At 60.0% G+C, this 26,417-nt stretch carries 22 protein-coding genes; 3 read left to right on the top strand and 19 right to left on the bottom strand.

Going from position 1 to position 26,417, the window contains the following annotated elements:
- Window positions 1-10: 10 nt before the first annotated feature.
- From ACLD1Y_RS26015 to ACLD1Y_RS26005, 3 genes are read left to right on the top strand one after another with little or no spacing between them, the layout of a single operon-like run.
- Window positions 11-2,188 carry an FUSC family protein gene (locus ACLD1Y_RS26015; RefSeq protein ID WP_429480610.1) on the top strand — a complete coding sequence of 726 codons (2,178 nt, stop codon included), beginning with the start codon at window positions 11-13 and terminating at the stop codon, window positions 2,186-2,188.
- Window positions 2,178-2,378, top strand: a complete 201-nt coding sequence (locus ACLD1Y_RS26010) for a DUF1656 domain-containing protein (protein ID WP_429480609.1) — start codon at window positions 2,178-2,180, stop codon at window positions 2,376-2,378. Before ACLD1Y_RS26015 ends, ACLD1Y_RS26010 begins: the two co-directional genes overlap by 11 nt.
- Before the next feature lie 10 nt (window positions 2,379-2,388).
- Window positions 2,389-3,249: an efflux RND transporter periplasmic adaptor subunit gene (locus ACLD1Y_RS26005; protein ID WP_429480608.1), complete on the top strand. Its 861-nt coding sequence runs from the start codon at window positions 2,389-2,391 to the stop codon at window positions 3,247-3,249.
- A gap of 130 nt (window positions 3,250-3,379) precedes the next feature.
- Here ACLD1Y_RS26005 and ACLD1Y_RS26000 read toward each other — a convergent pair whose 3' ends face one another.
- The 19 genes from ACLD1Y_RS26000 to ACLD1Y_RS25910 all read right to left on the bottom strand — a co-directional run bounded on the left by ACLD1Y_RS26000 (window position 3,380) and on the right by ACLD1Y_RS25910 (window position 25,544).
- Window positions 3,380-3,841: a hypothetical protein gene (locus ACLD1Y_RS26000; protein WP_429480607.1), complete on the bottom strand. Its 462-nt coding sequence runs from the start codon at window positions 3,839-3,841 to the stop codon at window positions 3,380-3,382.
- Window positions 3,825-4,757, bottom strand: a complete 933-nt coding sequence (locus ACLD1Y_RS25995) for an NAD synthetase (protein ID WP_429480606.1) — start codon at window positions 4,755-4,757, stop codon at window positions 3,825-3,827. The genes ACLD1Y_RS26000 and ACLD1Y_RS25995 overlap by 17 nt, the downstream gene beginning before the upstream one ends.
- A gap of 222 nt (window positions 4,758-4,979) precedes the next feature.
- Window positions 4,980-5,381 (bottom strand): DUF4440 domain-containing protein, encoded by a 402-nt coding sequence (locus ACLD1Y_RS25990; RefSeq protein WP_429480605.1) that lies wholly within the window; start codon window positions 5,379-5,381, stop codon window positions 4,980-4,982.
- A 13-nt stretch (window positions 5,382-5,394) separates the two neighbouring features.
- Window positions 5,395-6,024 (bottom strand): TIGR02646 family protein, encoded by a 630-nt coding sequence (locus ACLD1Y_RS25985; protein ID WP_429480604.1) that lies wholly within the window; start codon window positions 6,022-6,024, stop codon window positions 5,395-5,397.
- A complete protein-coding gene (locus ACLD1Y_RS25980) occupies window positions 6,017-7,351 on the bottom strand; it encodes an AAA family ATPase (protein WP_429480603.1) in 1,335 nt (444 codons plus the stop codon). Before ACLD1Y_RS25980 ends, ACLD1Y_RS25985 begins: the two co-directional genes overlap by 8 nt.
- A 90-nt stretch (window positions 7,352-7,441) precedes the next feature.
- Window positions 7,442-8,254 (bottom strand): SDR family oxidoreductase, encoded by an 813-nt coding sequence (locus tag ACLD1Y_RS25975; protein WP_429480602.1) that lies wholly within the window; start codon window positions 8,252-8,254, stop codon window positions 7,442-7,444.
- 14 nt (window positions 8,255-8,268) lie between these two features.
- On the bottom strand, window positions 8,269-8,733 hold the full coding sequence (locus ACLD1Y_RS25970; RefSeq protein WP_429480601.1) for a multidrug transporter: 465 nt from the start codon (window positions 8,731-8,733) through the stop codon (window positions 8,269-8,271).
- Between the two features lie 274 nt (window positions 8,734-9,007).
- Entirely contained in the window at window positions 9,008-10,459 is a 1,452-nt protein-coding gene (locus ACLD1Y_RS25965) for a mannose-1-phosphate guanylyltransferase/mannose-6-phosphate isomerase (RefSeq protein ID WP_429480600.1), read from the bottom strand.
- A gap of 72 nt (window positions 10,460-10,531) precedes the next feature.
- Complete coding sequence (locus ACLD1Y_RS25960) at window positions 10,532-11,188, bottom strand: alginate O-acetyltransferase AlgF (RefSeq protein WP_429480599.1); 657 nt, start codon at window positions 11,186-11,188, stop codon at window positions 10,532-10,534.
- Between the two features lie 16 nt (window positions 11,189-11,204).
- Window positions 11,205-12,380, bottom strand: coding sequence for an alginate O-acetyltransferase (locus ACLD1Y_RS25955; protein ID WP_429480598.1), 1,176 nt, complete (start codon window positions 12,378-12,380; stop codon window positions 11,205-11,207).
- A gap of 11 nt (window positions 12,381-12,391) precedes the next feature.
- Window positions 12,392-13,924, bottom strand: coding sequence for an MBOAT family O-acyltransferase (locus tag ACLD1Y_RS25950; RefSeq protein WP_185708433.1), 1,533 nt, complete (start codon window positions 13,922-13,924; stop codon window positions 12,392-12,394).
- 379 nt (window positions 13,925-14,303) lie between these two features.
- Window positions 14,304-15,413 carry a mannuronate-specific alginate lyase gene (locus ACLD1Y_RS25945; RefSeq protein ID WP_429480597.1) on the bottom strand — a complete coding sequence of 370 codons (1,110 nt, stop codon included), beginning with the start codon at window positions 15,411-15,413 and terminating at the stop codon, window positions 14,304-14,306.
- An 8-nt stretch (window positions 15,414-15,421) separates the two neighbouring features.
- On the bottom strand, window positions 15,422-16,864 hold the full coding sequence (locus tag ACLD1Y_RS25940; protein ID WP_429480659.1) for an alginate O-acetyltransferase: 1,443 nt from the start codon (window positions 16,862-16,864) through the stop codon (window positions 15,422-15,424).
- An 11-nt stretch (window positions 16,865-16,875) separates the two neighbouring features.
- Window positions 16,876-18,465, bottom strand: a complete 1,590-nt coding sequence (gene algG / locus ACLD1Y_RS25935; protein WP_429480596.1) for a mannuronan 5-epimerase AlgG — start codon at window positions 18,463-18,465, stop codon at window positions 16,876-16,878.
- Window positions 18,465-19,949, bottom strand: coding sequence for an alginate export family protein (locus ACLD1Y_RS25930; RefSeq protein ID WP_429480595.1), 1,485 nt, complete (start codon window positions 19,947-19,949; stop codon window positions 18,465-18,467). Before ACLD1Y_RS25930 ends, algG begins: the two co-directional genes overlap by 1 nt.
- Window positions 19,946-21,325 (bottom strand): alginate biosynthesis TPR repeat lipoprotein AlgK, encoded by a 1,380-nt coding sequence (gene algK / locus ACLD1Y_RS25925; protein ID WP_429480594.1) that lies wholly within the window; start codon window positions 21,323-21,325, stop codon window positions 19,946-19,948. The genes ACLD1Y_RS25930 and algK overlap by 4 nt, the downstream gene beginning before the upstream one ends.
- A gap of 134 nt (window positions 21,326-21,459) precedes the next feature.
- Complete coding sequence (locus ACLD1Y_RS25920; RefSeq protein ID WP_429480593.1) at window positions 21,460-22,626, bottom strand: PilZ domain-containing protein; 1,167 nt, start codon at window positions 22,624-22,626, stop codon at window positions 21,460-21,462.
- A gap of 36 nt (window positions 22,627-22,662) precedes the next feature.
- A complete protein-coding gene (gene alg8, locus ACLD1Y_RS25915; RefSeq protein ID WP_429480592.1) occupies window positions 22,663-24,144 on the bottom strand; it encodes a mannuronan synthase in 1,482 nt (493 codons plus the stop codon).
- Window positions 24,145-24,227: 83 nt separating this feature from the next.
- Window positions 24,228-25,544: a nucleotide sugar dehydrogenase gene (locus ACLD1Y_RS25910; RefSeq protein WP_429480591.1), complete on the bottom strand. Its 1,317-nt coding sequence runs from the start codon at window positions 25,542-25,544 to the stop codon at window positions 24,228-24,230.
- Between the last annotated feature and the right edge of the window lie 873 nt (window positions 25,545-26,417).

The following is a 26,417-nucleotide window of genomic DNA, read 5'->3' as shown; positions in this document are numbered from 1 at the left end:
GTAGGATTCGATGACCCCCTTGCCTGCACCGCTGCGCTGGCTGCACACCCTTGAGTGGCGCCGCGGTTTCTTCGACTGGGCGCGCAGCGACGGCGTGACCTGGGTGTACATCTTCAAGGTGTTGATCGCCGCGTTCCTCACGCTGTGGCTGGCCATGCGCCTGGAACTGCCGCAACCGCGCACTGCGATGATCACCGTGTTTATCGTGATGCAACCACAAAGCGGCCAGGTGTTCGCCAAGAGTTTCTACCGCTTCCTCGGCACCTTGGCGGGGTCGGCGGTGATGGTGTTCTTGATTGCGCTGTTTGCGCAGAACACTGAGCTGTTCCTCGGCGCGCTGGCGATTTGGGTCGGTATCTGCACCGCTGGCGCGACGCGCAATCGCAACTTTCGCGCCTATGGTTTTGTGCTCGCCGGCTACACCGCTGCGATGGTGGGATTGCCCGCCCTGGCGCACCCCGACGGCGCCTTTATGGCGGCGGTGTGGCGTGTGCTGGAAATCTCCTTAGGCATTCTGTGTTCCACCCTGGTGAGCGCGGCGATCCTGCCGCAAACCAGCAGCGCCGCCATGCGCAACGCCCTGTACCAGCGCTTCGGCGTATTCGCGCTGTTTGTCACCGACGGCCTGCGTGGACGCAGCCAGCGCGAAGGCTTTGAGGCCAGCAACGTGCGCTTTATCGCCGAAGCCGTGGGCCTGGAAGGTCTGCGTAGCCTTACCGTATTCGAAGACCCGCACATGCGTCGACGCAACGGTCGGCTCAGCCGCCTCAACAGCGAATTCATGAGCATCACCACGCGCTTCAACGCCTTGCACCAGTTGCTCGAACGGCTGCGCACCGACGAGGCCGATCACGTGGTAGCGGCGATCAAACCCGGCCTGCAAGACCTTGCCGAACTGCTCGACGGTTTCTCCGGGCGTGCCCTCACCAGCCCCGATGCTGCGCGGTTAGTCGCCCAGCTCACGGCCTACAAGGACGGCCTGCCCGCCAAGGTGCGTGCCTTGCGTGCAACCTTCCAGGAAGGCAACCCCACCGAAGCCGAGCAACTGGATTTCCACACGGCCTACGAACTGCTTTATCGCTTCGTCGACGACCTGCACAACTACGCACAAACCCACGCCTCCCTGGCGGACCACAGCCACGCCCGTGAAGACTGGGACGAACCCTACACGCCCAAAACCAACTGGCTGGCCTGCGCCGCCTCGGGCATTCGTGCGTCGTTCATCCTTATCGTGCTGGGCAGCTACTGGGTGGCCACCGCCTGGCCCAGCGGCGCCACCATGACCTTGATCGCGGCGGCCACCGTCGGCCTGTCCGCCGCCACGCCCAACCCCAAGCGCATGGCGTTCCAGATGGCCTGCGGCACCTTGATCGGTGCGCTGGTGGGCTTTGTCGAAATGTTCTTCGTGTTCCCCTGGATCGACGGCTTCCCGCTGCTGTGCGTGATGCTCGCCCCGGTGATCATCCTCGGCGCGTTCCTCGCCTCACGCCCGCAATACGCAGGCGTGGGCATCGGCTTGCTGATCTTTTTCAGCACTGGATCAGTGCCGGATAACCTCACCGTCTACAACCCCTACACCTTCATCAACGACTACATCGCCATGATCATCGGCATGCTGGTGTGTGCGGCGGCGGGAGCGATCATCCTGCCACCCAACAGCCGCTGGTTGTGGCGCAGGTTGGAGCAAGACCTGCGCGAGCAAGTGGTGTATGCGATCAGCGGCAAGCTCAAGGGCCTGGCGTCGAGTTTCGAAAGCCGCACCCGTGACCTGCTGCACCAGGCCTATGGCCTCGCCGTCGGCCAACCCCAGGTACAGCGCGACCTGCTGCGCTGGATGTTTGTGGTGCTGGAAGTCGGCCACGCGATCATCGAGTTGCGTAAGGAACAGGCGATTTTGCCCATCCACCCCGCGTATGCCGAATCCCAGCCGTGGCGCCAGGCGATCCGCGTGATGGGCCGCTCGTTGGTGCGGCTGTTTTTGCAACCGAGCGCGAGTAACCTGGAGCGCGGCCTGATTGCCGTCGACCATGCGATCAGCCGCGTGCAGGCCACCGACGAACCCTTCGCCCCACACTTCGACACCTCGGCCCTGCGCCGGGTAAAGAGCTACCTGCACTTTATCCGCACCTCGCTGATGGACCCGCAATCGCCCCTCGCTGCCCTTAAAGGAGCTGCGCATGCCGCGTGAAATAGCCTTTCATGGCATCTACATGCCGACCATGACCCTGATGTTCCTGATCGCAGCTGCCGTGGCCTGGGCCTTGGATCGATTCCTGGCCGAGTTCGACCTGTACCGATTTTTCTGGCACCCGGCGCTGCTGCGCCTGAGCCTGTTCGTTTGCCTGTTCGGCGCCCTGGCGCTGAGCGTCTACCGTTGAGAATGCCCTGATGAAAAAGTTTTTCAGCCTGCTCGCCACCTTGCTGGTACTGGCTTTGGCGATCTGGATTGGCCGCACGCTGTGGGTGCATTACATGCAAACCCCATGGACCCGCGACGGCCGCGTACGCGCCGACATCATCAACGTCGCCGCCGACGTCACCGGTGAAGTGGTGGATGTGCCGGTGCGCGACAACCAGCTAGTCAAAAAGGGCGACCTGCTGATGCAGATCGACCCCGAGCACTACCGCATCGCCGTCAAACAGGCGCAATCGCTGGTGGCGTCACGCAAAGCCACCTGGGAAATGCGTAAGGTCAACGCCCACCGCCGCGCCGACCTCGACGCCCTGGTGATCTCCAAAGAGAACCGCGACGACGCCAGCAACATCGCCGACTCCGCCCTGGCCGATTACCAACACGCCCTGGCGCAACTGGAAGCCGCCGAGCTGAACCTCAAACGCACCCAAGTGCTGGCAGCGGTGGACGGCTACGTCACCAACCTCAACGTGCATCGCGGCGACTATGCACGCATCGGTGAGGCCAAGATGGCCGTGGTGGATATGAATTCGTTCTGGGTGTATGGCTTCTTCGAAGAAACCAAGTTGCCCCATGTGAAGGTGGGCGACAAAGCCGACATGCAATTGATGAGCGGCGAGACGTTAAAGGGCCACGTGGAAAGCATCTCCCGCGGCATCTACGACCGCGACAACCCCGAGAGCCGCGAACTGGTGGCGGACGTGAACCCGACGTTCAACTGGGTAAGGTTGGCGCAACGGGTGCCTGTGCGGATTCATATTGATGAAGTGCCAGAGGGCGTGCTGCTAGCGGCGGGCATTACCTGCACCGTTATCGTGAACCAAACACAGAACTAAAGTGTGGGAGCGGGCTTGCTCGCGAATGCGGTGGGTCAGTCGACGGATTAGGTGACTGACCCACTGCATTCGCGAGCAAGCCCGCTCCCACATTTGATCTTTGTTGGTAGTACGGTCGGAGTAAGTCATTTCAGTGAATGAACGACTCGGCGGCGCTGATTTTTCGTCGACGTTTGACCCTCAACATGCTGGTGTAGCGACGGTGGTTTTTGGAGTTGAGAACCAAGAGGTAGAGCAAGGGGGTGATCAAAGTGAGCACGTTCAGAAGCGTGAGTGGATGGTTGCCAAGGTAAGGGATTGATAGCAGGACGCTCACGATTGGCACGGCGATGAGTATTCGAGAGGAATGACGTAATCCCTCACAAAGTCCAATTTGGCCTATAAGAAAAACTAGGCAGAGTGCTACACCGGCTATGAAAGCGACTTCGTCCGGTAGGCCTAAAGTTTTTGCGTAATACGAAAAGCTAGTCGTGGTGTTGATGGCGAGGCTGCTTAGACTCAGCAACAGTGCCCCTCCAAATGACGGCAAAAAACGGTAGGCATAGCGGCGCCACATTAGGTACTCGCGCAAGGGATCAACGTTGAAGTTCATGTTCGTCGAACTCCTCGTACAGTGCGATTACCAGTTGGTTGATGTTTCCGGATAAACCACTTCCGGTGAAAGCCAAGGCTGCGCCAATTTGATCTTTGATTTGAGTCAGGACGCGAAGGCGCACCTCAGGATTGCTGAAGCGCTTAGGCAATAGTCCAGCCAATTGCTTCAGACGAATGATTTCACGAGGATGGCGAGGATTATTCAGCCGAAGAACTTCGCTCGTTAGCTTGGCGCGTTCTTGACGGCTCATGGGTCTCAATATGTCGCTCATATTGCGCCCGGTCGAAGTCTTTATTGCCATTACGGTTTTGACTGTTGCAAAGGTGGAAGCCCCCGCACCAACCAGTGAAATGCCATCCAAAGCAACCGTCATGGTTTGATACCAACCGAGTGTGTCGTAGTAGTCATTCTTGGCCGGGTTAGTTAATTCGTTATGGGTTCTCCATACGCCGTTGAAGCACTGTGCGCCGCTGGCAGCCAAGCCTGTATAGGCTATGTAGGTCAATGTAAGGCTCGCGCCAGCAGTAAACGGCGCCGCTGCCATACCTGTTTTCGCGACAACAAAGCTCATAACTGCCCCACCGCAAGATAGAGCCATTCCCGAAGCTTCCCGCCATAACTGTGACTCACGAGGCGAGTTTGCGACCTGCTCGGCATACTCATCAGCACTCGCGATCTGCCCCGCCACCTCCCGCAAAATCACCCGCTTGGGCCTGATACTGCACAGCGGCACAAACTCCCTTAGCACCGTCACCTGATAATCACTGCCGATATGCACCACCCCGGCCCCGACGATAGCCGGGTCGGCGTCTATGGTTTGATAGAGTTTTGGCAGATCCAGCAGACTGGTCAGTCGCTGGCGCGTGGTGGTGTGCGCGGTTGGCACGCCGCTTTGGAGGAAATCCCTTGGCATCCTTTCACCTGTGGGTAGACAGAGGTGAAAGAGCCTGGGGATTGGTTCCTTGAAATGATGTCAGGCGGTTCGCTGTTTTTTGTAGTCCCTGGCCCGACTAGCCAAACACAAATCTAAGAATGTGGGAGCGGGCTTGCTCGCGAATACGGTGTGTCAGACGACACATTTGTTGCTGAACCACCGTATTCGCGAGCAAGCCCGCTCCCACTTTTTTTTACCGCGTCAGGCCTTGATAAAGGTTTCGTGCAGATGGCGCCACAGCAGCGCGCCACTTGCCATCTTCTCGAACACCACCGTTGCGCGGCGATCGGTCTGGGTGCCGCTGTCATCTACCTGATGCTCGCGGTAAGTCACCGTCGCCCCACGCGCATGCCGGTCGATCCCGACCATTTCACTCAAGGTGATCTTCAACCCCGGCCGCATGCCACCCAGGCGGGTAAACAGTGCATTGATCCCGGCTGCATTCACCCGTGTTCCAGTAGCCGGGGCGACCATCGTGAATTCCGGGGAGAAGCGGGCCAGCAGGTTTTGCAAGGTGCCTTCGGGGGCGACGCCGGCGAACCATTGTTCGATCTCGACGTGGGTTTGGGTGACTTCTTCGAAAAAATCGCTGTAGTCGATCATGGGGGGCTCGTTATCAGGCGCTTAACTGGCGAATGACATTCACCAGAACGGGGGCGAAGGGTTTCAGGCGGTTGTGGGTGTCGGGCTGTTCCAGTTCTTCCTTGAGTGCTGTCAACAGATCGATGTCTGCGACTTCAAGATCGTCGCCATCCATGCCGCTGTCGTAGAGCAGCGCATCCAAGATCGACTTCCTGGCACCGAACAAGGCGCGGTTGTTTTCGCGACAGTCGCCCAGGTTCAGTACCTGGATGGATGTTACGGCTCTGGGGCTGAGCCCTTCTACACGGCCCGACAGATAAAACTTCAACTCCGTTTCGCACTCGTGCATCAAGGATGTCAGCGGTAAAACCTGATGGCCGTGTGCTTTGCCGCATTGTTTGCTGCGGTTGCAACTGGCGACGATATTGGAGAAGTCCAGAGAGCGGTTGGAGGCGGTATCCCTGGCTTCGACATGTTCGTTGTGGGCGCTGTCTAGGGTTATCGCATGACAGCAATAAGCGCACAGACCGTGTTGTTCTTCGATGCAGGCATGGCGGATGCTGGTTCTTTCTTCAGCGCTTAAATCCGAGTAACGGCCCCTGGGGTGCGCACGCTTCCATTGCGTCAGGGTTGCCGGTTCATCTCCTTTGACGATCTTACGCACTGCGCAACTCCAGTTTGCGAATGAGGAGGGCGGCTTTGACCAATTCAATATGGTCGGGAGAAAGCTCAGCAGACAGTTTTTCGTAGAGGACTTTGGCTTCGTTCAGTCGTTTGTCTTGCAGCAACTCCACCAATCGGTCCAGTCGAGCCTGAACTTCGCTATTACGCACATCGGTGTCCATAACGCTGAGCAGTACTTGATTGGCGTCCAGACCATACAGGTCGTTGCGTTCTTCCAGTTCGCCGTCGTCGAGGACGTAGCACAGGACGTCTTTGGTATCGCTGATCACCAAGGGGGAGTGGGTGGTCAGGATGAATTGGCAGTTGGGGAAGGTTTCGGTGAGTTGGTGGATGAGGCGGCGTTGCCATTGTGGATGAAGGTGCAGATCGACTTCGTCAATGAGGACGGTACCCGCACCGTGCAGTGCGTTTTCCAGCGCCGGGTTCATGATTGCGAGACGGCGGGCTATGTCGCCTACCAATGCCATCAAGGATTTTTCACCCTGCGAAAGCTGCATTATGCTCAACGAGGTGCCTGCTTTATCTATAACCATTTCGAGTAATGGATAGCGCACAACGCGCAGATTGTTGAAGCCAGGCATGAACATAGAAATGGCGGTGCGCACTGCTGTTAGCTGACGATCTTTGGAGCGCGCGTTCAGTGCTTCGATTTCCTTCCATGAATCGCTGTTTGTACCCAGTCGGGTTGACAGCTTTTTCAGGGTGGAACTCGAGATTGCAGCCTCGTTCTCAATGTCTTCGCGGTCACGAAACCATTCGAAAAAACGCGCGAAGTCCACACCCTGGTTCAATGACTTGTCATAGCCATCCAACTGATAGATAGGCGGGTGCTTCTTGATTGCCAACGGCACTTTGAGGACTGAGCGCTCTACCGGGTAGTAAGCAATTAGCGGCAAAGATAACTGGCGATTGGAGAAAGTCAGTCCATCTTTGATGTTATCTGCAATAAGACGAGCCTCTGTGAGGTCGGCGCGACCCATCACCTTGAACCCTCTACGTGTTCTGGTCAGGGTCCAGTTCGAGGTTTTTTCGTCGAAATACGCAACTTCAATCGCTATAGCCGCAGTGCCCGCGTCGTTGTGAATCAGCGCTTCGTCGATCAGGTCGCCCCGACCTTGTTCTGTACGAAGGCTTTCCACGAACCAACTTAGCGAAGTCGCCAGCGACCGAAGAATGGTGGTCTTCCCCGCCCCATTATTCCCCACAAACACCGTCACCTTGGACGCATGCTTTTCGGTCGGCGCAAAGGCGACTTCCAAGTCGGTAAAACGACCGACGTTGTTCAGTCGAATTTTTCTGATTTCCATCGCATTACCCTTGTGGGGCCAGTCAGTTTCAAGAGGCAGGCGGCGATTATGGCACTCATCCTGGGTTTTGGCAGGGGGCTTCACAGTTGCTTACAACGTGCCATCCAGCCCAAAGCGCTTCTTCAATACTTTCTCTAACAAGCCTTTGGGCACCAGCGCCGCCATCCACGGCAACGCCCGGCTGCCATTGCCTGCGCGCAACAGGCGTGGCGGGGGTGTTTGTTGCACAGCCTTGAGCACCTGCGCCGCAAATTCGCTGGCGGGCGTGGGGTTGTCCTGCGAGGCCTGGGAGCGGGCGCGGATGCCTTCGCGCAGCGGCCACCACGGGGATTTTTCGCTGATCAGCAACTCAGCCTGGGCCCCGGCGTTTTTGGCAAAGCTTGTATCGATAGCGCCCGGCTGCACTTCCATGACGCGAATGCCAAACGGCGCCAGCTCCATGCGCAGCGCATCGCTCAAAGCATGCACGGCGGCCTTTGATGCGCAGTAGGCGCCGGCAAAGGGCGTCACCAACACGCCGGAAACACTGCCGATATTCACCACCAAGCCTTTGCTGCGGCGCAAGGCCGGGAACAGCGCCTGGGTCACGCCGACAATGGAAAACACATTGGTCTCGAACTGACGCTGCATCGCTTCGGTGCCGCCGTCGAGTAGCGGGCCCATGGCGCCGTAGCCGGCGTTGTTGATCAGCACATCCAGCTCGCCCAGTTGTTCGGCCAGGCGTTGCAGGGCGGTGCTGTCGTTGACGTCCAGTTCGACCGCGTTGAAGCCGGCGGCGGCGAGGGCGGTAACATCCTCCGGGCGACGGGCGCTGGCCCATACGTTGAAGCCAGCAGCTTTGAACGCGTCAGCCAATGCGCGGCCAATGCCGCTGGAGCAGCCGGTGATAAGTACGTTGGGCATGGGGCAGTCCTTTGTCAGTCCGAGAAGCCACCTTGCAGGTGTTCGGCACGAAATTCCAGGGTTTGCGGGCGGTAGCCGGGGCGCAGCGGCGGCGTGGGCAGGCAGTCTTCCCAGGTGCCGCCGGCCTGTAGCTCGCCCGGGCCGCGATAGCGGGGTGCGGCATACACGTTGTCGGCCAGGTTGACGGTGTCCCCCGGTGCGTAGGCGGCGAGGCGCCAGCGCAGTTCGGTGAGGGGCACATCATTACCGTTGTTCAGGGTCAGTTTCAGTGGGCGGTCGGCGGGGCATTCCTGCGGGGCGTAGGTGATGCGCAGTTCCAGGCGTGCCAGTTGGGAGGCTTCGCGATTGTCGAGCCACACCACCCAAATCGCCACGCAGCCCAGGCCCACGGCGGCGGCGAGGGATACTGGCAAGGCCTTGGCAGGGTAGCGCAGCAGCAGGATCAGCCAGGTGATGATCAGAAGAACGCCGAAGAACATGGAGACCACCTCGAATTGGGAACGAGCATCCTAACTTAAGCGTAGGTGGGAATGGCTAGCTTGAGATAAGTGTTGATTGGGCGGGCGCCATCGCAGGCAAGCCAGCTCCCACAGTTAACCGTGTACACCCTTTGGAATGCAGTCGAATGTGGGAGCTGGCTTACCTGCGATGACACCCTCACAGCCACCACAAAATCCCAAAAAAAAGCCCCCGCCCAACCGGCTGCGGATAGGGGACGCAGTCGGCTGGACGGGGGCTTCTTATTCGACGGTATTACTGCGCGATAGTTTTCACCGACACACCACGCTCAACCGGCGTCGAACGACCGTAGATATCTTCGAACCGCTCGATATCGTCTTCGCCCAAATAGCTGCCCGATTGCACTTCGATGATCTCCAACGGGATCTTGCCTGGGTTGCGCAGGCGGTGCACCGAGGCAATCGGGATGTAGGTGGACTGGTTCTCGCAGAGCAGGAACACATTCTCATCGCAGGTCACTTCGGCGGTGCCGCTGACCACGATCCAGTGTTCGGCGCGATGGTGGTGCATTTGCAGCGACAGGCACGCGCCCGGCTTGACCGAGATGTGCTTGACCTGGAAGCGCCCGCCCATGTCCACCGAGTCGTAGGAGCCCCACGGACGATAGACTTCGCAGTGGTTCTGGGTTTCGTTACGGCCCTGTTCGTTGAGGGTGTTGACCATCTGCTTGACGCCCTGGACCTTGTCCTTGTGGGCAATCATCATCGCGTCCTTGGTTTCCACCACCACGATGTTTTCCAGGCCGATCACCGATACCAGCTTGCCGTTGCCGTGGATCATGCAGTTCTTGCTGTCCTGGATCACCACGTCGCCCTTGGTGACGTTGCCGTTGACGTCTTTATCGTTGACCGCCCACAGCGACGCCCAGCAACCCACGTCGCTCCAGCCTGCACTCAGCGGTACCACGCAGGCGCGCTGGGTTTTTTCCATCACGGCGTAGTCGATGGAGTTGTCCGGGCAGCAGGCGAAAGTCGCTTCGTCGAAGGACACCGTGTCGGCGTCCTGCTCGCTGCGCTCAAGGGTCAGCAGGCAGGTGTCGTAGATGTCTGGATCGTGCTTTTTCAGTTCTTCGAGGAAGCGACTGGCGCGGAACAGGAACATGCCGCTGTTCCAGAAATAACCGCCGCTTTTGACGAACTCGACGGCGCGTTTTTCGTTGGGTTTTTCCACGAACTGCTCAACGCGGCTCACGCCTTCCGGCAGCAGCGAATCGGCGGTGGACTTGATGTAGCCGTAGCCGGTTTCCGGACGGGTCGCCGGTACGCCGAACAGCACCATCTCGCCGCGCTCGGCCGCCACGGTGGCCAGGGCCAGCGCACGTTGCAGGGCTTTCTGGTCGTCGATCACGTGGTCGGCGGGCAGCACCAGCATCAGCTCGTCGCGGCCTTCGTTGACCAGCATCATCGCGGTCAGGGCCACAGCCGGCGCAGTGTTACGGCCAAACGGTTCCATCAGGATGCGTTGGCATTCCAGCTTACGGTTGGCCAGTTGCTCGTTGACGATAAAACGATGGTCCTTGTTGCAGACCACAATCGGGGTGTCCATGCCTTCGAACACCAGACGCTCCAGGGTTTGCTGGAACAGCGTGTGCTCGCCGGTCAGGGCCAGGAATTGTTTTGGAAACTGTTTACGGGAAAGCGGCCAAAGACGTGAGCCGCTACCACCGGAAAGGATTACTGGGATCATGGGTGTTTCTCCTTGAATCGATTGGGGTCAGAGCCCACCCCGACAGGGGCGGGCCTCAAGTTGAAAAGCTAATCAGCGGGTCGATACCGGGCGTTTCACCCAGACTGGCGATAGGCTCGAACCGGAGCCCGTCACATACAGCACCGCCGCTTCACCACGTTCCAAAGCAACCGGCTTCACATCGCCGACTTTCTTGTCACCGTCATACAACGCCAGGCTCACTTTCACCGGGTTGATTTCACGCTCGCCACGGCTCTTGGCGGCCACCGACTTAACCACATCGGTCTTGCCGTCGGCGGTCTTCAAGGTCAGGGCCTTGTCACTCAGGTTTTGCACACGTACCAGGGATTTTTGCTTGTTCTTGAATGGCGGCTCTTCGATCAGTTGCGGCTGGCCGCTGCTGTTGTTGACCAAGGTGTAGTAGTGGTCGGCCGCGAGTTTTACCGGCACAGTCTGGCTGCCGATCTTGGCGCTGTAGTCACCGCCCGGCATAAAGCTGAAATCGCTGCTGGCCAGCGGCGCAACGTCGCTCAGATTGGTGGCGCCGACGGTGGCGCTCACTTCCTGGTTGCTGGCGTTGTACACACGCACAAAGCTCGAACCTTTAGGCGCGGTCGGGCCGTACAGGGCGGCGTCACCACCGGCGAAGGCAGACAGGGAGACGACGCTCAGGCCGGCCGCGAGTGCCAGGGTTTTAGCGAGACGACGAGGAGTTGTAGTGAAAGTCATGTGAGTTACCTCTCTTTCAGTTTTGCGCCCGGTCGGGCGTCTCGGATTTTTTAAGGGTGTTCAAAGCCATGTTTTGTTGGCGCGAACCGGCTTGTTTAAGTTGCGCAACCCACTGCGGGTCGGCATCACCGATTTCGTTGTTTACAGGCAGATAACGTTCAGGAAACTCCCAGATCAGCACCTGTGGCGGGCTGTTCTTGAAGTCATCACTTTTCAGGTAGCTGAGCATCGGCAGGATCGGGCCGTGGCCGTCTTCGGAGTAGTTGATGACGTCACTGTGCAGGGCTTGCTTGAGCGCGCCGACGAAGTTCCAGTTGGGGTTGGCGCTGTAGCTGGTGCCTACCAGGGCCACTGGGGTTTCGCTGTTACTGAACAACGCGTCGTCGCCACCGGTTTCGGCCAGGTGGGTCACGCGTTTTTCCAGCGGCTCCTTGGGTGGCATCAGGTTTTCAAACAACGGGTCCAGGGGCAGGAACAGACGCAAGTCGCCTTTGTGCGGTGCGGTGTTCTCGGCCTCGGTGACAAAGCGCTGCGGCTCGCCGCTCAGCGGGGTTTTCTCGGCAATGCCCTTGGCCAACTGCTTGGCGGCGATTTCGGCGCCGTCTGGGGTCCAGTGGGTGTCGGTGCGCAGGAACACTTGCTTGCCGGCCAGCTTGGCCTGTTGCAGCGGGCCCAGCAGGTCCGGGGCCGGGATGTTGTCGGCGGCGACCCGGGCGTGGAAGTCCTGGTACAGGTTGGCGTGGATGCTCGCCGGTTTCACATCACCGACGTGTTCCGGGTACAGGCGCACCTTGGCCGGGACAATCGCCATGACCAACTGGATGCCCTGGGCCTTGAGCTTCTGACGCACGCCTTCGACCAGTGCGTAGTTGCCTTGCAGGTTCTGGTCTTCGTTGACGATGGGGTTGAATTCCTCGTCGCTGTACAACCAGTGATCGCGGCCCAGCACCACGCCAGGGCGGCCTTCGTTGAACAGCTTGTAGTCCAGCGCCGCCCAAAGGTTGGTGCCGATGCGCTTGATCGGGAACTCGTCGTCGTAGTGCGTCTCGACGGCTTTGGTCCAGCGACCGTTAAGCACGGTGGCGTCGGCGTTGGTGCTAAAGCCGAAGAAACTGCGCAGCGACCAGGCGCCCAGGGCCAGCAGCACCACCAGGAACAGGCCGATATAGAGGACGCGTAATGAACGGGTCATGGTCGGCTCCCTCAAAATTGGAAGTAAAGGAACGGCGAGAAACTCTGCGCCGACAGTTTGAGAATCGACGCCACGAACAGCAGCAGCACCGCAGCGCGCATGGCGTAGCGTGGCCAGTCAGCGGTCCAATAGGCCGGTTGTACGGCGGCGTCCTGGCCCACGGTGAAGCCGGGCTGGTGGATGCTGCCGGGGTTGTCGCCAGGCACTGCCTTGATCAGGCTTGGGTCGGCCGGCTTGGTTTTTTCGGCAGGGCGGTTGGTGTAGAAATCCCGCAGGCCAAAGAACGCCAACGTCGCATACGCCACCACCAGGGTTGCCACTTGCAGGCCGGTGAGGCTGGCGCGATTGAGTTCCGACAGAGACCATTCGCCAAAGCTGAACATCGCACCGTACATACGGCCGGCGACGTGCAGGTTTTCAGCGCGGAAGATCACCCAGCCCATTACCACCAGCAGGAAGGTGAAGGCCCAGCGCAACACGTTGAAGCTGCGCGGCGCGGTGTTGAGGCCGATGGCTTTTTCAATCGCCAGCCACATGCCGTGCCAGGCACCCCACACGATGTAGGTGATGTTCGCGCCGTGCCACAGACCACCGAGCAGCATGGTCAGGAACAGGTTGCGGTAGGTGGTCAGCGTGCCTTTACGGTTGCCGCCCAGGGTGATGTAGAGGTAGTCACGCAGCCAGGTGGAGAGGCTGATGTGCCAGCGGCGCCAGAACTCGGTGATCGACTGGCTGATGTACGGCTGCTTGAAGTTTTCCATGAAGCGGAAACCCATCATCAAGCCCAGGCCGATGGCCATGTCGCTGTAGCCGGAGAAGTCGAAGTACAGCTGTGCGGTGTAGGCCAGCGCGCCGAGCCAGGCATCGCCCGTGGTCGGGTTTTGCAGGGCGAAGCAATGGTCGGCCACCACCGCGAGGGTGTCGGCAATGAACACCTTCTTGATGAAACCCTGCATGAACCGCGTGCAGCCCTCGGAGAACTTGTCGAGGGTGTGGGTACGGTTGTTGAACTGGTCGGCCAGGTCGCGAAAACGCAGCACGGGGCCGGCAATCAAGTGCGGGAAGATCGCCACGAACGCCGCAAAGTCGATCAAGTTGCGGGTGGCCGGGGTGTCGCCGCGATACACGTCGATGATGTAGCTGATGGACTCGAAGATGTAGAACGAGATCCCGATCGGCAACAGCACGTGGGTGAGGATGAACGGCTCCAGGCCCGCCGACTTCATCATCACATTGATGCTGTCGACGCCGAAGTTGGCGTACTTGAAGTAGCCGAGGATGCACAGGTCGACGGCGACGCCGAGCAGCAGCCAGCGCTGGGCCGGCTTGGTGCGCACGCCCGCTGCGCCGACCTTGAGGCCGATCCAGTAGTTCCACAGCGTGACGGCGGCGAACAGCGCCAGGAAGTCCACTCGCCACCAGGCGTAGAACACATAGCTGGCAATCAGCAGCAGCAGATTGCGATAGCGTTGCCCGCTCAAGTAGTACAAGCCGAGAAAGATCGGCAAGAACAAAAACAGGAACACATTGGACGAGAAAACCATCCCGATCTCTCCATGTTTAACCACAGTCAAGGGCCGCAGCCCCCCCAAACCCCCCCACGATTTCGAAGGANCCCCCCCCCCCCCCCCCCCCCCCCCCCCCCCCCCCCCCCCCCCCCCCCCCCCCCCCCCCCCCCCCCCCCCCCCCCCCCCCCCCCCCCCCCCCCCCCCCCCCCCCCCCCCCCCCCCCCCCCCCCCCCCCCCCCCCCCCCCCCCCCCCCCCCCCCCCCCCCCCCCCCCCCCCCCCCCCCCCCCCCCCCCCCCCCCCCCCCCCCCCCCCCCCCCCCCCCCCCCCCCCCCCCCCCCCCCCCCCCCCCCCCCCCCCCCCCCCCCCCCCCCCCCCCCGCTCCCACATTGGGACCCTGTTCCTTCAGTTAGTTACTCAAGAACCTTTGTTGCCTTTTTCATGCGCCGGGTCGTAGACCTTGGTCAGGTCACCGCCGAGGCGGAAGGTCTTGAACGGCTGCATCCCGTGCTTGCGCTCGATAACATCCGGCGCACAGGTGTAGAGGGTGCAGAAGGGTTCAAGCCAGGCATATTTCATGTCTTCCTTGAGGTCCTTCATGTCTTGTTCCTTGCCGTTCTTCTGCTCGAAGATCTCTGGATCTTTGACCCCGGCCAGCACTTTGTCGCCCAGGCGTTTGAGCGCGCTGTTGTTTTCCTGGCGCAGGTCCACACCGTTGACCAGGGCAAAGCTTGCGATCATCGACAGCGGCGGCAGGGCGTAGTTGTGGTACGACAAGGCCCGTTGTTGGCGCTTCAATTCGTTGGGCAAGAAGCCTTGGTCATCGACCTGGTTCACGCCGACTTTGTATTCCTTCACCGCCCAATCAAACAGGTCGCGGCGGTTGGTGGCGACGGACGTTGCCATCACCGACCAGGCGGCCCAGTAGGAGTGGTTGTTGGTTTTTTCCAGCGGTAGGTTGTCCCAGTCGCTCACCACTTGGTCGGCCAGTTTGTTGAACCAGGCTTCGATCAACTGGGCTTCCTGCTGGTGGTTGGCCAGCGGGTGGGAGTCGGAAAACTTTAGGCGTACATAAGCCGAAGCCATGCTGCCCAACGCCCATTTGCGCATGGACTTGCCGGTGTGGTTGAAGTCCTTGGACATCAACGCATCGGCCTTGGCCCAACTGGTCAGCCAGTTGAGCGTGCATTCCAGCTGCTCCGGGCGACCATCGCGCATGAATTGCATCACGCGCTTGCTGGTGTCTTTTTCCAGCTTGGTGATGTCGGCGGTGCTGTCGCGAAAAGCTTTTTCGGACTGCACGTTCAGCGTGGAACGGGCCTTGTCCGAGCCTTCGTACTTGCTGCGAAATTGCAGCGAGCCGGTGTACGGCGCCGGCATGGCGTCGCAGTCATTCTTGAAGTCGCCGGTCTTGAAGGCTTCCACCGGGGCGAAATAACCCTTGGGTGGACGCAGTGGGGCGGCGGCGTTGGCTGTGCCGGCGAAGATCGCCAGGCCCAGCAACGTGGGAATCAATAACTTCTGCATAGGTAACCTCATTGCCCGAGTTGAGCGGTTTTTTGACCGCCGCTTGGGAATACGTTGCGTGTGCAAATTTTCGCTTCAACCTTCTGCGCGCCCTTTTCTGGACCCTGCACTTCCACGGCCAGCAAGTTTTGCGAGGCCCAGTCTTCATCGGTGCGCAGTTCGAAGGCGAAACGCCCGTCTGTGTCGGATGTTTCGGGTTTCTCGATTTTGATGTCCTCGTGGCGCCCGTTCATGTACCAGAGGGTGGCTTGCAGGGTTTTCACCGACGGGTCGGCGAAGCGGATATCAACCTGGTGATTGGCGTTACGCAGGTCTTTGTTCGAACTGTTAACCATCAATTCGTTCTTGCCCGGCTTCAAAGAAGTGCTGGCGGTCATCTGCGCGGGCTTGCCTTCGCAGCCGTTGTCCAGCAGCGACATCATCTGGCGGTAGATGGTCTCTTGGTCCAGGCGGTACAGCGGCGAGAATTCCCAGATGAGGATTTTCGGTGGGGTCTTCTGGAATTCATCGCTGCCCAGGTACTGGATCATCGAACCTTCCAGGCCGCCACCGGGGAAGGCCACGTTGAGGATGTCCGCACCGATTTCCTGTTCCAGGAAACCGGCGAAGTTGTAGTTCTTGCCGCTGTGGCTGGTGCCCACCAGGGTGATCTGCGGGTTGCCCGAGTCGCCGAACAGGTCGCCGTCGCCCGCTTCGCCCTTGGGCTCGGTGGTGAACTGGTCCATGTACTGGATCGCGTAGCTGGTGCCGCACAGTTGCCCGGCCATGTTGTGCAGGGTGCCGGTCTTGCCCATGCGCCCGGAGCGCTTGGTCTCGAATTCACGCTGGGGAATCCCGGCAAACTCCGGCATGGCGCGCACTTTGGCGCCGACGATCTTCGCGGTGCGCTGGGCGCCGTAGGGGGTCCAGTGTTGGTCACCGCGGAAGTAGAAATCGTGGGCCGGCAGTTCATCCGGCAACTGCTCGTTGGTGAGCGGCGACAGGTCCGGCACCACGTAACCCATCTTGGCGAAACGGCCGAGCATGGTTTTGTAGTTGCCCAGGGCCTTGTCGAAATCGAACTTGGCTTTTTCTTCGGGGTTGAGCTTGTTGCGGTTTACCAGACCACGGGTCGGCTGGTAGACCACCACCAGTTCCACGCCTTTTGCCTTGAACGCATCGTGCAGTTGCTGCATGCGTTTGTAGCCGGCCGGGGAGGTGTCGAACTCGGTGCGCAGGTCTTCCTGGGTGCGGAACAACCAGTCGCCCTGGGCTTGCACCAGGGTGGTGAAGTTCTGCTGGTAGCGCGTGGTGTAGTTCTTCGCATCATGGGCGGCGGGGCACAGGCTGCAGCACGGTTCGGCGGTGAAAGTAGGCGCCTGTACTTCATCGGCGCGCACGCCCTGGCTGGCCGCAAGCAGGCCGAGGGTCAGACCCGAGAGGCTCAGCAGTTTGATCATGTGTGGGTGCATAAGGGTCATCCTCAGTCCTGCATTTCGGTCTGGCGTTCGACAGGGTCGATCAGCACGGCTTTCTGCTGGCGTACCAGCAGGTCGAGAATCTCTTCCTGGCGATCACCCAGCACACCGTTGAAGCTGATGCCGCTGGATTTGGTCGGCGCCAGCATCGACACGCGGTACAGCTCCACGCTCAAGGGCGAGTCGATGGACAGCGGCCCGCTGCCGTTACCGGCCAGCTCACCACCGACCACGATCAGCGACACCTGGGCGTCGAACGGGTCGAGGGCGATGTCGCGGTCGGTGTCGGTCAAGTCCTTGATGTGGCCGTACAGGCCGGTCAATCCGTTGGCCATCGAGGTGTTCTCGTACAGCTTGATGTTCACGCTGTTACGCACGCGAATCCCGTGGCGACGGTTGGCAATCACCTTGTTGCCCCACAGCAGGTTGTCACCGCTCTCATAGAGGGTGATGCCGTCGGTGTGGTTGCGGTAGAACTCGTTGTCGGCCACTAGGTTGTTGACGCTGTTGCGGTCCAGCACCAGGCCCGAGAGCTTGTTGTCGTAGCTACGGTTATTGAAGATGAAGCTGTCGTTCACCTCCCGCGAGATGATGATGCCGTGCTTCTTCTTGGTGCCGTGAACGGTGTTGTCCGCGATGATCAAACCGTGGGAACGGTCGTGGGGGTCAATGCCGTAGACGATGTTGTCTTTGTAGGTATTGCTCTTGATCACGAAGTTCGTGGTCTCGTAGCAGTAGAAGCCGTACCACATGTCCGAGAACTCGGAATCAATGATCCAACCGGTCGGTTCCGGGCGCTTGAGCACCTTGGCCATGTTCGGCGTGTACTGGGAAATACTCACCCCGTACGACTTACTGTTGGCGTAGCCGAAGCTGGCCATCTTGGTCTTGGAGATATAGGTCTCGGTGCCGCCCCAGGCCAGCAGGAACGGGCGGAACTCCTTGGGCGACTTGAACAGCGCCGGGCCGTTGGCCTTTTCGCTCCAGCCGGTGACCTTGGTGTCGCGCACAAACAGCTGGCCATCATTGATCAGGAACGAACCGGCTTCCTGGGACAGGCGCAATTCTTGAGTCTTGCCGTCGATGTCGAGGATGCCTTTGCGGCCCACCACAATCGGCAGCTTGGCCAGGAACACACCGGGCGACGTCTCGCTGAAGTACTGCTTGGGCACCTTGCCCAGCAGGTCCTTGAGGTTCATGTAGCCGTCGTCGACAAAGATCGCCTGGGGAATGCCGTGTTGGCGCACCACCCATTCGGCCATCTTGTTGTCACCGCCGATAAAGTCCTTGAGGGCGTCTTCCTGCATCATGCGGCGCAGGCTGATTTTGCCCGGCTTGGTCCGCACGATTTTCTTTTCCATCGCAGCGGCGGTGTAGCCCGACAGGTCAGGCAGGGCCGGCTTGGCCATTTCCAGCGGCGCGGTCGGCGGGCTGGAAATGGTGTAGGTCTTGGCCTGTTGCAGTTCTTTGGCGATGGTCGGCGCCTTGACCGGCTGCGTGGTATCCGCGAAGGCTGTGGCGTTGGCCATCAGTATCGCCGCGACCAGCAAACTTCTGCCTTTGGAGGGGTGAGCTTTCATCGCGCAGGCTCCCATCAGAATTTCCAGATCACGTCGACAAACGCGCGGTGCATGTACGAGTCAACGTTGCTGCCATAGGCGTCGCCCGGCTTGAACACGCCAGCACGGAAACGCACCAGGGCCGAAGGCTCATCGATGGACTGGCTGAGGGCTGCCGGCAGCAGGCCTTTCTTGAAGTACTTGGTGACCACCAGGTCCATTTCTTGGCCCAGGTCTTTTTTGCCATCGGCCAGTGGCAGCGAGGTGCTGGAGACGATGTCACCGGCGGCGTCGGTGGTGTTGTCCACGGCGGCGATGCCGTTGCTGCTGACCGGCTTGTTGCCGTCCACGCGCCAGAACTTGTGGTACACCAGGCTTGCGTCATAGTCCTCGCGCAGCTGCCAGGAACCGAACAGGCTCATGGACTGCATGTTGTTCATCTCGCCGCGAAATGCTTCGCCGAAACGGTGTACGCGGGACTGGGTACCGGTCCAGTTCGAGCGGTTGCTTTGCAGGCCGTTCTGCTCGTAGTCGGCGCTGGCACGGGCATAGGCCGCACCCACTTGCCACTGCGGGTCGAGACGCAGGCGCACGCCGATGTCGGTGGCCCAGCCACTCAAGTCGTCGCTGTTCTTGGCTTGCGCCGGGCGCTCGCCGTCGGCAGTCAGGGCGTTGACCTTGTCGCGATCACCGCGCATGCCGGTGACGCTGGCCCAGTAGTTGACGGTGTTGGTGTTGCGCCAGTTGTAGGCGTCGCTGTTGGCTTCGATGCCGAGCCAGGTCAGGTCGCCGTTCTCGCGCTTGTCCAGCGAGTCGGTGGCCACGCCCGGTTGCGGGTAGTCGAGCTTGCCGTTGTCATGGGTGTGGTGAGCGCGCAGGCCGATCCACTGGCCGGGCGTCCACTGGTAGGCGGCGTCGGCGTAGAGGTGCTGGCGGTCTTTGTCGACGGGCGACAGTTCCTTGAGGTCGGTGCGGTATTCGCTGAACCGCTCGGCGACGCCCACGTTGGCTTTGAGCAAGGTGGTGTCGAAGGTCCAGTTCAGTGCTTCGATATTGGTGTCGCGCCATTGGCCGTCGTCATTGCGCAGGCGTTGGCGGCCCAGCTTGAGGATCTCTCCAGGGTAGGGCGTGAAGCCGCTGTAGCCGACCCAGAACTCGCGCATGGCCAGGTAGTTTTTCTTGGCCTTGCGATCGTTGTTGGTGGTCTGCTGGTTCACGTCATCGGAGGACTGTTGCAGGGTGTCAGTCTCGATGATGTCGCTGGACACCACGGCCTGGCCCATGGCGTAGGCGCTCCACGCGCCGCTTTCACCGTAGATCCATGGGCGCAGGTCGAGGCCGATGCCGTTAACGTCGCCGCCTTTCTGGGTGCCGAGGTCGCGGTCATCTTCGGACTGGGCGGTGGCTTTGACTTCCAGGCCGAAATTCTTGGCTTCGGTCAGCGCCGCCAGGGTCGGGCACGACCACAGCAGGGCGAAGGTCAGGCCGATACCAGCCTTGACGAATGGGTTGAGCTTCATAGGGATTCCTCGCCGTCGTCTTCTTCCAGGGCGTGCAATTGCAACGTGCTCTGGGCCAGGGTGCCGCGGGTCGCCAGCTCTTGTTGCACCAGGCGTTGGCCTTGGGTGCGTTGCTCCGGTGTCAGCGGGGCCTCAAGTTGGGTGGCCAAGTCGTTGGCCTCTGGCGTGTCCTGGGCTTTAGCCAACTGGCTGAAGACATAGGCATTCAATGGGTCGGGCTTGGTGCCCTTGCCTTGGGAAAACAATTGAGCGATGGCGAAGTCGGCGCTGTTCTGGCCGTTGCGCGCAGCGGTCAGCAAGTGGTCCAGGGCTTTTTGCGGGTAAACCTTGCCCAGGTAGCCACGGCGGTAGATCTGGCCGAGGTAGTAATCGGCGGCGACTTCCTTGCCTTGGGCTTTTTCGAAGTGGGCTTCGGCGGCCTTGGCGTCGGCGGGTACCCACTTGCCTTCGTAGTAGAGCTTGCCCAGCAGCAGCTCGGCGCGGGGCTGGTCGGCGGCGCGGCCGTTGTCCAGGTACTTCATCATCTGGTCAACGTCGCCCAGTTCCGGGAAGTCGTAGAGCAGTTGCGCCAGGCTCACCCAAGAAGCCGGGTAGCCAGGGGCGATTTTTTCCAGCAACGCCTGGGCGGTTTTTTCGTCCGGGGTGCCGAGGGTGGCATCGCCGAGTACGCGGGCCACGCTGTCCACGCGCTGGGCGGTGACGGTGCCACGGCTGTAGCCGGCTTCCATTTGCTTGAGCAGTTCGGCTTGTTTCTCGGGTTCGGCTTTTTTCTGGTAGACCGTGGCCAGCTCGACGTAGCAGATATCGGTGGTGTTCAGCGCGGCCTTGCAAATGCGTTCCACATCATCCAAGTGCTGGTCGTAAGTGCCTTGGGTGCGATACAGCAGCACCTGGGCCAGACCGGCTTCGGGGTAGCCCGAGGCTTGCCATTTGCTGATCTGCTGCTGGGCGTTCACGTTTGGGAAGCTGTGGGGGTATTGCAGGTACAGCATCGCCAGCGGAATCAGGGTGTTGCCTTCGCCATTGGCAAAGGCTTTTTTCAGCAGGGTTTCGGCTTCGTGGTGCTCGGCTTCGGTGCTGCCGGGCTTGGCCACCAGCAGGCGACCCAGACGAGCCTGGGCGCGTGGGGAGGTGTCGGCCGCCGCACGGTAAGTGGCTTCGGCCTGTTTGATCTGCGCCGGGTCGCGGGTGCCCACCTGGATATCGGCCAGGCCCACTTGGGCCTCGCTGTAGCCCAGGTCTGCCAGTTGCTGGTAGTTCTGCTGCGCGGTGACGGTGTCGCCGCGTTTGAGCGCTTCGTTAGCCAGGCGTTGATCGGGCAGGCCGGCGCAACCGGCGAGGCTCACCGCCAATGCCAATGTGCACAGAGAACCCATGTGGGAGCGGGCTTGCTCGCGAAGGGGCCCTGTCAGTTGATACATGTGCTGGCTGACACACTGCTTTCGCGAGCAAGCCCGCTCCCACAGGGACCGCGGTGTTTTTATAGGAGTCATCACAGGCATGTCCTCGCTTACAGACCGTTAGCCATGGCTTTGTCGATCAGCCAGTTCAGCGATGGGCCACGGTCGCTGGTCACTTCCACCGGGCGACCGGCGTAGGTGCTGTCCAGCGGTGCGTCAGGCTTGATCTGCACGCGGATGTCGGAGGACAGGTCGGCGCTGTTCAGGCTGGTGCTGCTGACGATGGTGCCGGTACGCAGTTGTTCTTCGTCGGCGACCTGGAAGCTCACCGGGGTGCCTGGGCGCACATCGGCGAATTGGCGGTAGGTAAAGCGCGCTTCCACATTGGCCAGGCTGCCGCGTGGTACCAGTTGGAAGATCACGTCGCCTTTGTTGGCGTACTGACCGTCGGCGACCATTTGCTGGGCCACCACGCAATCACACGGCGAGGTCAGGGTGCCGGTCATTTGCTTGCCGAACAGTTCTTCAACCTTGGCCGGTTGCAGTTGGTCTTCGTCCAGGTGGCCCTTGAGTACATCCAGCATGCTAGTGCTGAAGCTCGCCAGCGGTGCGCCTTTGGCGGCGATCCCGTCACCTTTGAGCAGGCTTTGCACGGTGCCGTCGCGGGGCATGGTCACGTTCATGCCGGGCACGCTCACCACACCGGCCTGGGCGTGGCTGACGAAGTACATGCCGTACACCGACTTGAAGATGAAACCGAAAGCGGCCAGGCCGACGATGAAGATACCGGCACTGAACACCACAGCGCGCAGGCGGCCAGCCGCGCTCATGTTGCTGCCGCTGTCCTTGACCTTGCGCGCCTTGGTGAAGTTGTCCCGTTGCAGGGTGGCCAGCACTTCACCCATCGACACGATATCGCCGGACAAGTGAGAGGTGATCAGGTGGCGCAGGGTAGAAATATCCTGCAATTCGAGGTTCTGGAACTGGCAACCGGTGCGGCCGCTCTGGCGGTCGTAGGAGCGGATCTGCAACTCCACGTCCATCGCCAGGCCCAGGTTATCGATCACAAACTGCAAGCGGCCCTTGTGCACTTCGCCCACATTCAGCGGCTGGGTCGCGGTGAATGCCAGGCCGCCGGCGGACAGGTCGATCACCCGCGCTTCGGTGGGTTTGCCGTCATTGCCGAAGAAGCGCAGTTTGGCCGGGATTTTGACCCGTGCGTGTTGGCGCTGGGCTTCGGATTCGTGGACAACATTGACGTTTGCTTGGCTATTCATGGTGTGTAGTTCCTAGTTAATTCAGGCTTGGCAGGTTCAGACCATCATCAGCAACACGGCGACGAAGATGCTGCCGGCGGAGAAGGTCATGGTCCGAGACGACCAGGTGTTGAACCAACGTTGAAAGCTGGCCAAATCGCGGGTCAGTTTGGTGTCCTGGCGGGTCCAGGACTGTTGATCGAGGCGGAAGAACACGTAGATCTTCACCAGCGCGCCCATGATCTGGTTGTAATAGAGAATCGCCGGGTAAGCCGGGCCGATCTTGTGGCCGGAGCACGACAGCAGCAGGGTGAGGATCAGGCGGGTGATTCCGATCCACAGCAGGTACGCGAGGATGAACGCGCCGCCGTACTTGAAGGTGGCGATGAACGCGACCGTCAGGCCCAAGAGCGAGGTCCACATCGACACACGCTGGTCGAACAGTACGATGCTGGTGAACACACCCAGGCGACGCACGCCCAGGCCCAGGGCACGGGAGTTCTGGCGCAGGTTGTTGCCGTACCAGCGGAACATCAGCTTGCGGCTGGCCTTGATAAAGCTCTTTTCCGGCGGGTGTTCCACGGTGTGGATCGCAGCGTCCGGCACGTAGAAGGTGTCGTAGCCCAGGCGCATCAGGCTGAACCAGCTGGACTTGTCGTCGCCGGTGAGGAACTTGAAGCGGCCCAGGCGCCAGTGTTGCAGCGAGTCGCTTTCTACGTCGGCGATAAAGCCCGGGTCGGTCACGACGCTGGCACGGAACACCGACATACGGCCGGTCATGGTCAGCACGCGCTTGGACAGGGCCATGGAGCACATGTTGATGTGGCGCTGGGCAAAGCGCAGCTTGTGCCACTCGCTCATGATGTAGCCGCCGCGCACTTCGCAGAACTCGTTGGTGGTCAGGCCACCGACATTGCCGAACAGTTGGAACCACGGCACGGTCTTGCGTACGACGCCTTCGGCGAGCACGGTGTCGCCATCGATCACGGCCACCACGGCGCGGTCATCCGGCAGGTGGCGGGAGATGGCGCGGAAACCAAAAGCCAGGCCGTCGCGCTTGCCGGTACCGGCGATGCGCACGAAGTCGAGCTTCACGTGATCCGGCGGCGCCATGCGTTCCCACAGGCTTTTCACCAGCAGCTCATCGGACATTTCCACCAGCGAGCAGACCACGGTGGTGGGGAAGCCACATTCGATGGCTTCGCGAATCACCGAGCTGTACACCTGGGCGGTGGTCAATGCATCGATACGAAAGCTGGTGACCATCAGGAACACATGGGACGGGTCGGCGCTCTTGCCCAGCTTGCGCACTTTGCGGCGCAGATGCGGGTAGACCACGTACAAAAACAGCATGCCGCGAAAGAAATGCGTAGCACCCATCGAGTAGCGCCAGATACCCACGGCGCCAATCAGGAAAATAAAATTCTTCGACTCTGAGTCGAACGTACTCGCCGGCAACATCAAGGCGAGTCCCATCAGCAGGCTGAGGAAGAACAGCCAGCCGGCGGATTGCAGTAGGACGTGTTTTAACTTGGACATAAGCATCTTCCGAAGGTGAAGGAGGTTCCAGGCGGCGCGCGCTGGGGATGGAAACCCGCGCCGCCCGGAACTTGCCGTTGCTGTTACCAGCAGATGCCTTCGGTGCGACCGGTGGTGCAGGTCGCGTTGGCCATGAAGCCGACCAGGTCGATCACTTGCTTGCCGTGCGGTGCGTTCTGCGCCAGGGCACGGAATTTCTCGTCGCGGTTGCCGAGGATGATCACGTCGGAGTTGTTGATCACCTCATCGAAGTCCGAGTTGAGCAGGGACGACACGTGCGGGATCTTGCCTTCGATGTAATCCTTGTTCGCACCGTGGACACGGGCGTACTCGACGTTGCTGTCGTAGATGCTCAGGTCGAAGCCCTTGCCGATCAGCATTTCCGCCAGCTCTACCAGCGGGCTTTCACGCAGGTCGTCGGTGCCGGCCTTGAAGCTCAGGCCCAGCAGGGCGACTTTGCGCTTGTCGTGGCTGTTAACGATGTCGAAGGCGTTTTGTACCTGGGACTCGTTGCTGCGCATCAGCGAGTTGAGCAGCGGTGCTTCGACGTCCAGGGAACCGGCGCGGTAGGTGAGGGCGCGCACGTCTTTTGGCAGGCAGGAGCCACCGAAAGCGAAGCCTGGGCGCATGTAGTACTGGGACAGGTTGAGGGTCTTGTCCTGGCAGACCACTTCCATCACTTCACGGCCATCGACGCCGACCGCTTTGGCGATGTTGCCGATCTCGTTGGCGAAGGTGACTTTGGTGGCGTGCCACACATTGCAGGTGTACTTGATCATCTCGGCGACAGCGATGTCCTTGCGGATGATCGGCGCGTCGAGTTCTTCGTACAGCGACTGCAGCACATCGCCGCTGGCTTTGTCGAACTCGCCGATGACGGTCATCGGTGGCAGGTCGTAGTCGGCGATGGCGGTGGATTCACGCAGGAATTCCGGGTTGACCGCCACACCGAAGTCGACGCCAGCTTTTTTGCCGGAGCAGTCTTCGAGGATTGGGATCACCACGTTGGCCACGGTGCCTGGCAGTACGGTACTGCGCACGACAACGGTGTGGCGGGTGGCTTTGTCACGCAGGACAAAACCGATTTCGCGGCACACGGCTTCGATGTAATCGAGTTCCAGGTCGCCGTTTTTCTTGCTTGGCGTACCGACGCAGATCATCGACAGGTCGGTATCGCGGATGGCTTCGGCGAAGTTGGTGGTGCCACGCAGGCGACCGGTCTCGATCCCCTTGCTCAACAGCTCGCCCAGGCCTGGTTCAACGATCGGCGATTTACCGGCATTGATCAGGTCGATCTTGTCCTTGGAGATGTCTACGCCGACCACTTCGTGGCCACGGGCAGACAGGCAACCGGCACAGACTGCGCCAACGTAACCTAGACCAAATATGCTGATGCGCATCGCATTTACCTCTTTGTTAATCATGCCAATAATTGGCCGGAGTTCATGTTTGCAAGCGTCACTGATGCCACGAAAGTTGGGCGAATAGACGCCGACTTACCGTGTACAGGCATGTTGAATAACGAGTGACTAACTATTGCACTCAAGTTGTGCGCAACTTGGCCTTGTTATTGGGGCTTGCCCTCAAATGCAGCCGGCCTTCTGGGGGGAAGGTCCCGACGCCAGTGCCGCAAGGCGCAGATAGAGGCGTTAAGCCTTTATTTATCAACGTCTTGGGTGTCATCACTGACACATCTGGGTAAGCGTTGCCTTGGCCTATAGGGGATAGCAATGAATCCTTATCGCCGCCCTCAACTCATATCAGTTGATGATGTGACCCATGAGTCAAAGTTGATGGGGCAACTTCGCTACTTCCTTGGGTCGCTGTGTAAGTTATCTCCTACAGAAACAGAGAATTTCGTTACCGGTGGTATGAGCCGCCCGTTTAGGCGAAGTTCCAGGCCGCTCATCCTGTTTCCGGAAATTTCTTGAAATATTAGGAAAGATGGCACTGGTACTATATTGATAGCACTTGCTATTTGGGCCAGTAGTTATAGGGAGTTGGCGTGGGGGGATAGTTTTGTGCCACTAGTGATTTAAAAAAGTGGTGCCACTACGAAAAAAAATGACGAATGTCGAGTGAAAGAATCGTTAGGAATGCGTCAAGATGTTTTTTGACGCCAAAATAATGACTATTTTTGAACTGGAATGCAGAAAAAAGTGGGAGCTGGCAAGCCAGCTTGTATGGTTAGACTTGTAGGGGTGGTGGGACTAAAAGCCAGCATCTGACTCTAGCCAGTACAGACCGTGGGAGACTTCGCCCCACCCCTTCAC

It is taken from the genome of Pseudomonas sp. 18175 (assembly GCF_050432925.1).
Lineage (GTDB): Bacteria > Pseudomonadota > Gammaproteobacteria > Pseudomonadales > Pseudomonadaceae > Aquipseudomonas.
The sequence above is the reverse complement of the archived record's forward strand: the minus strand, read 5'-3'. Positions and strand labels throughout refer to the sequence as shown.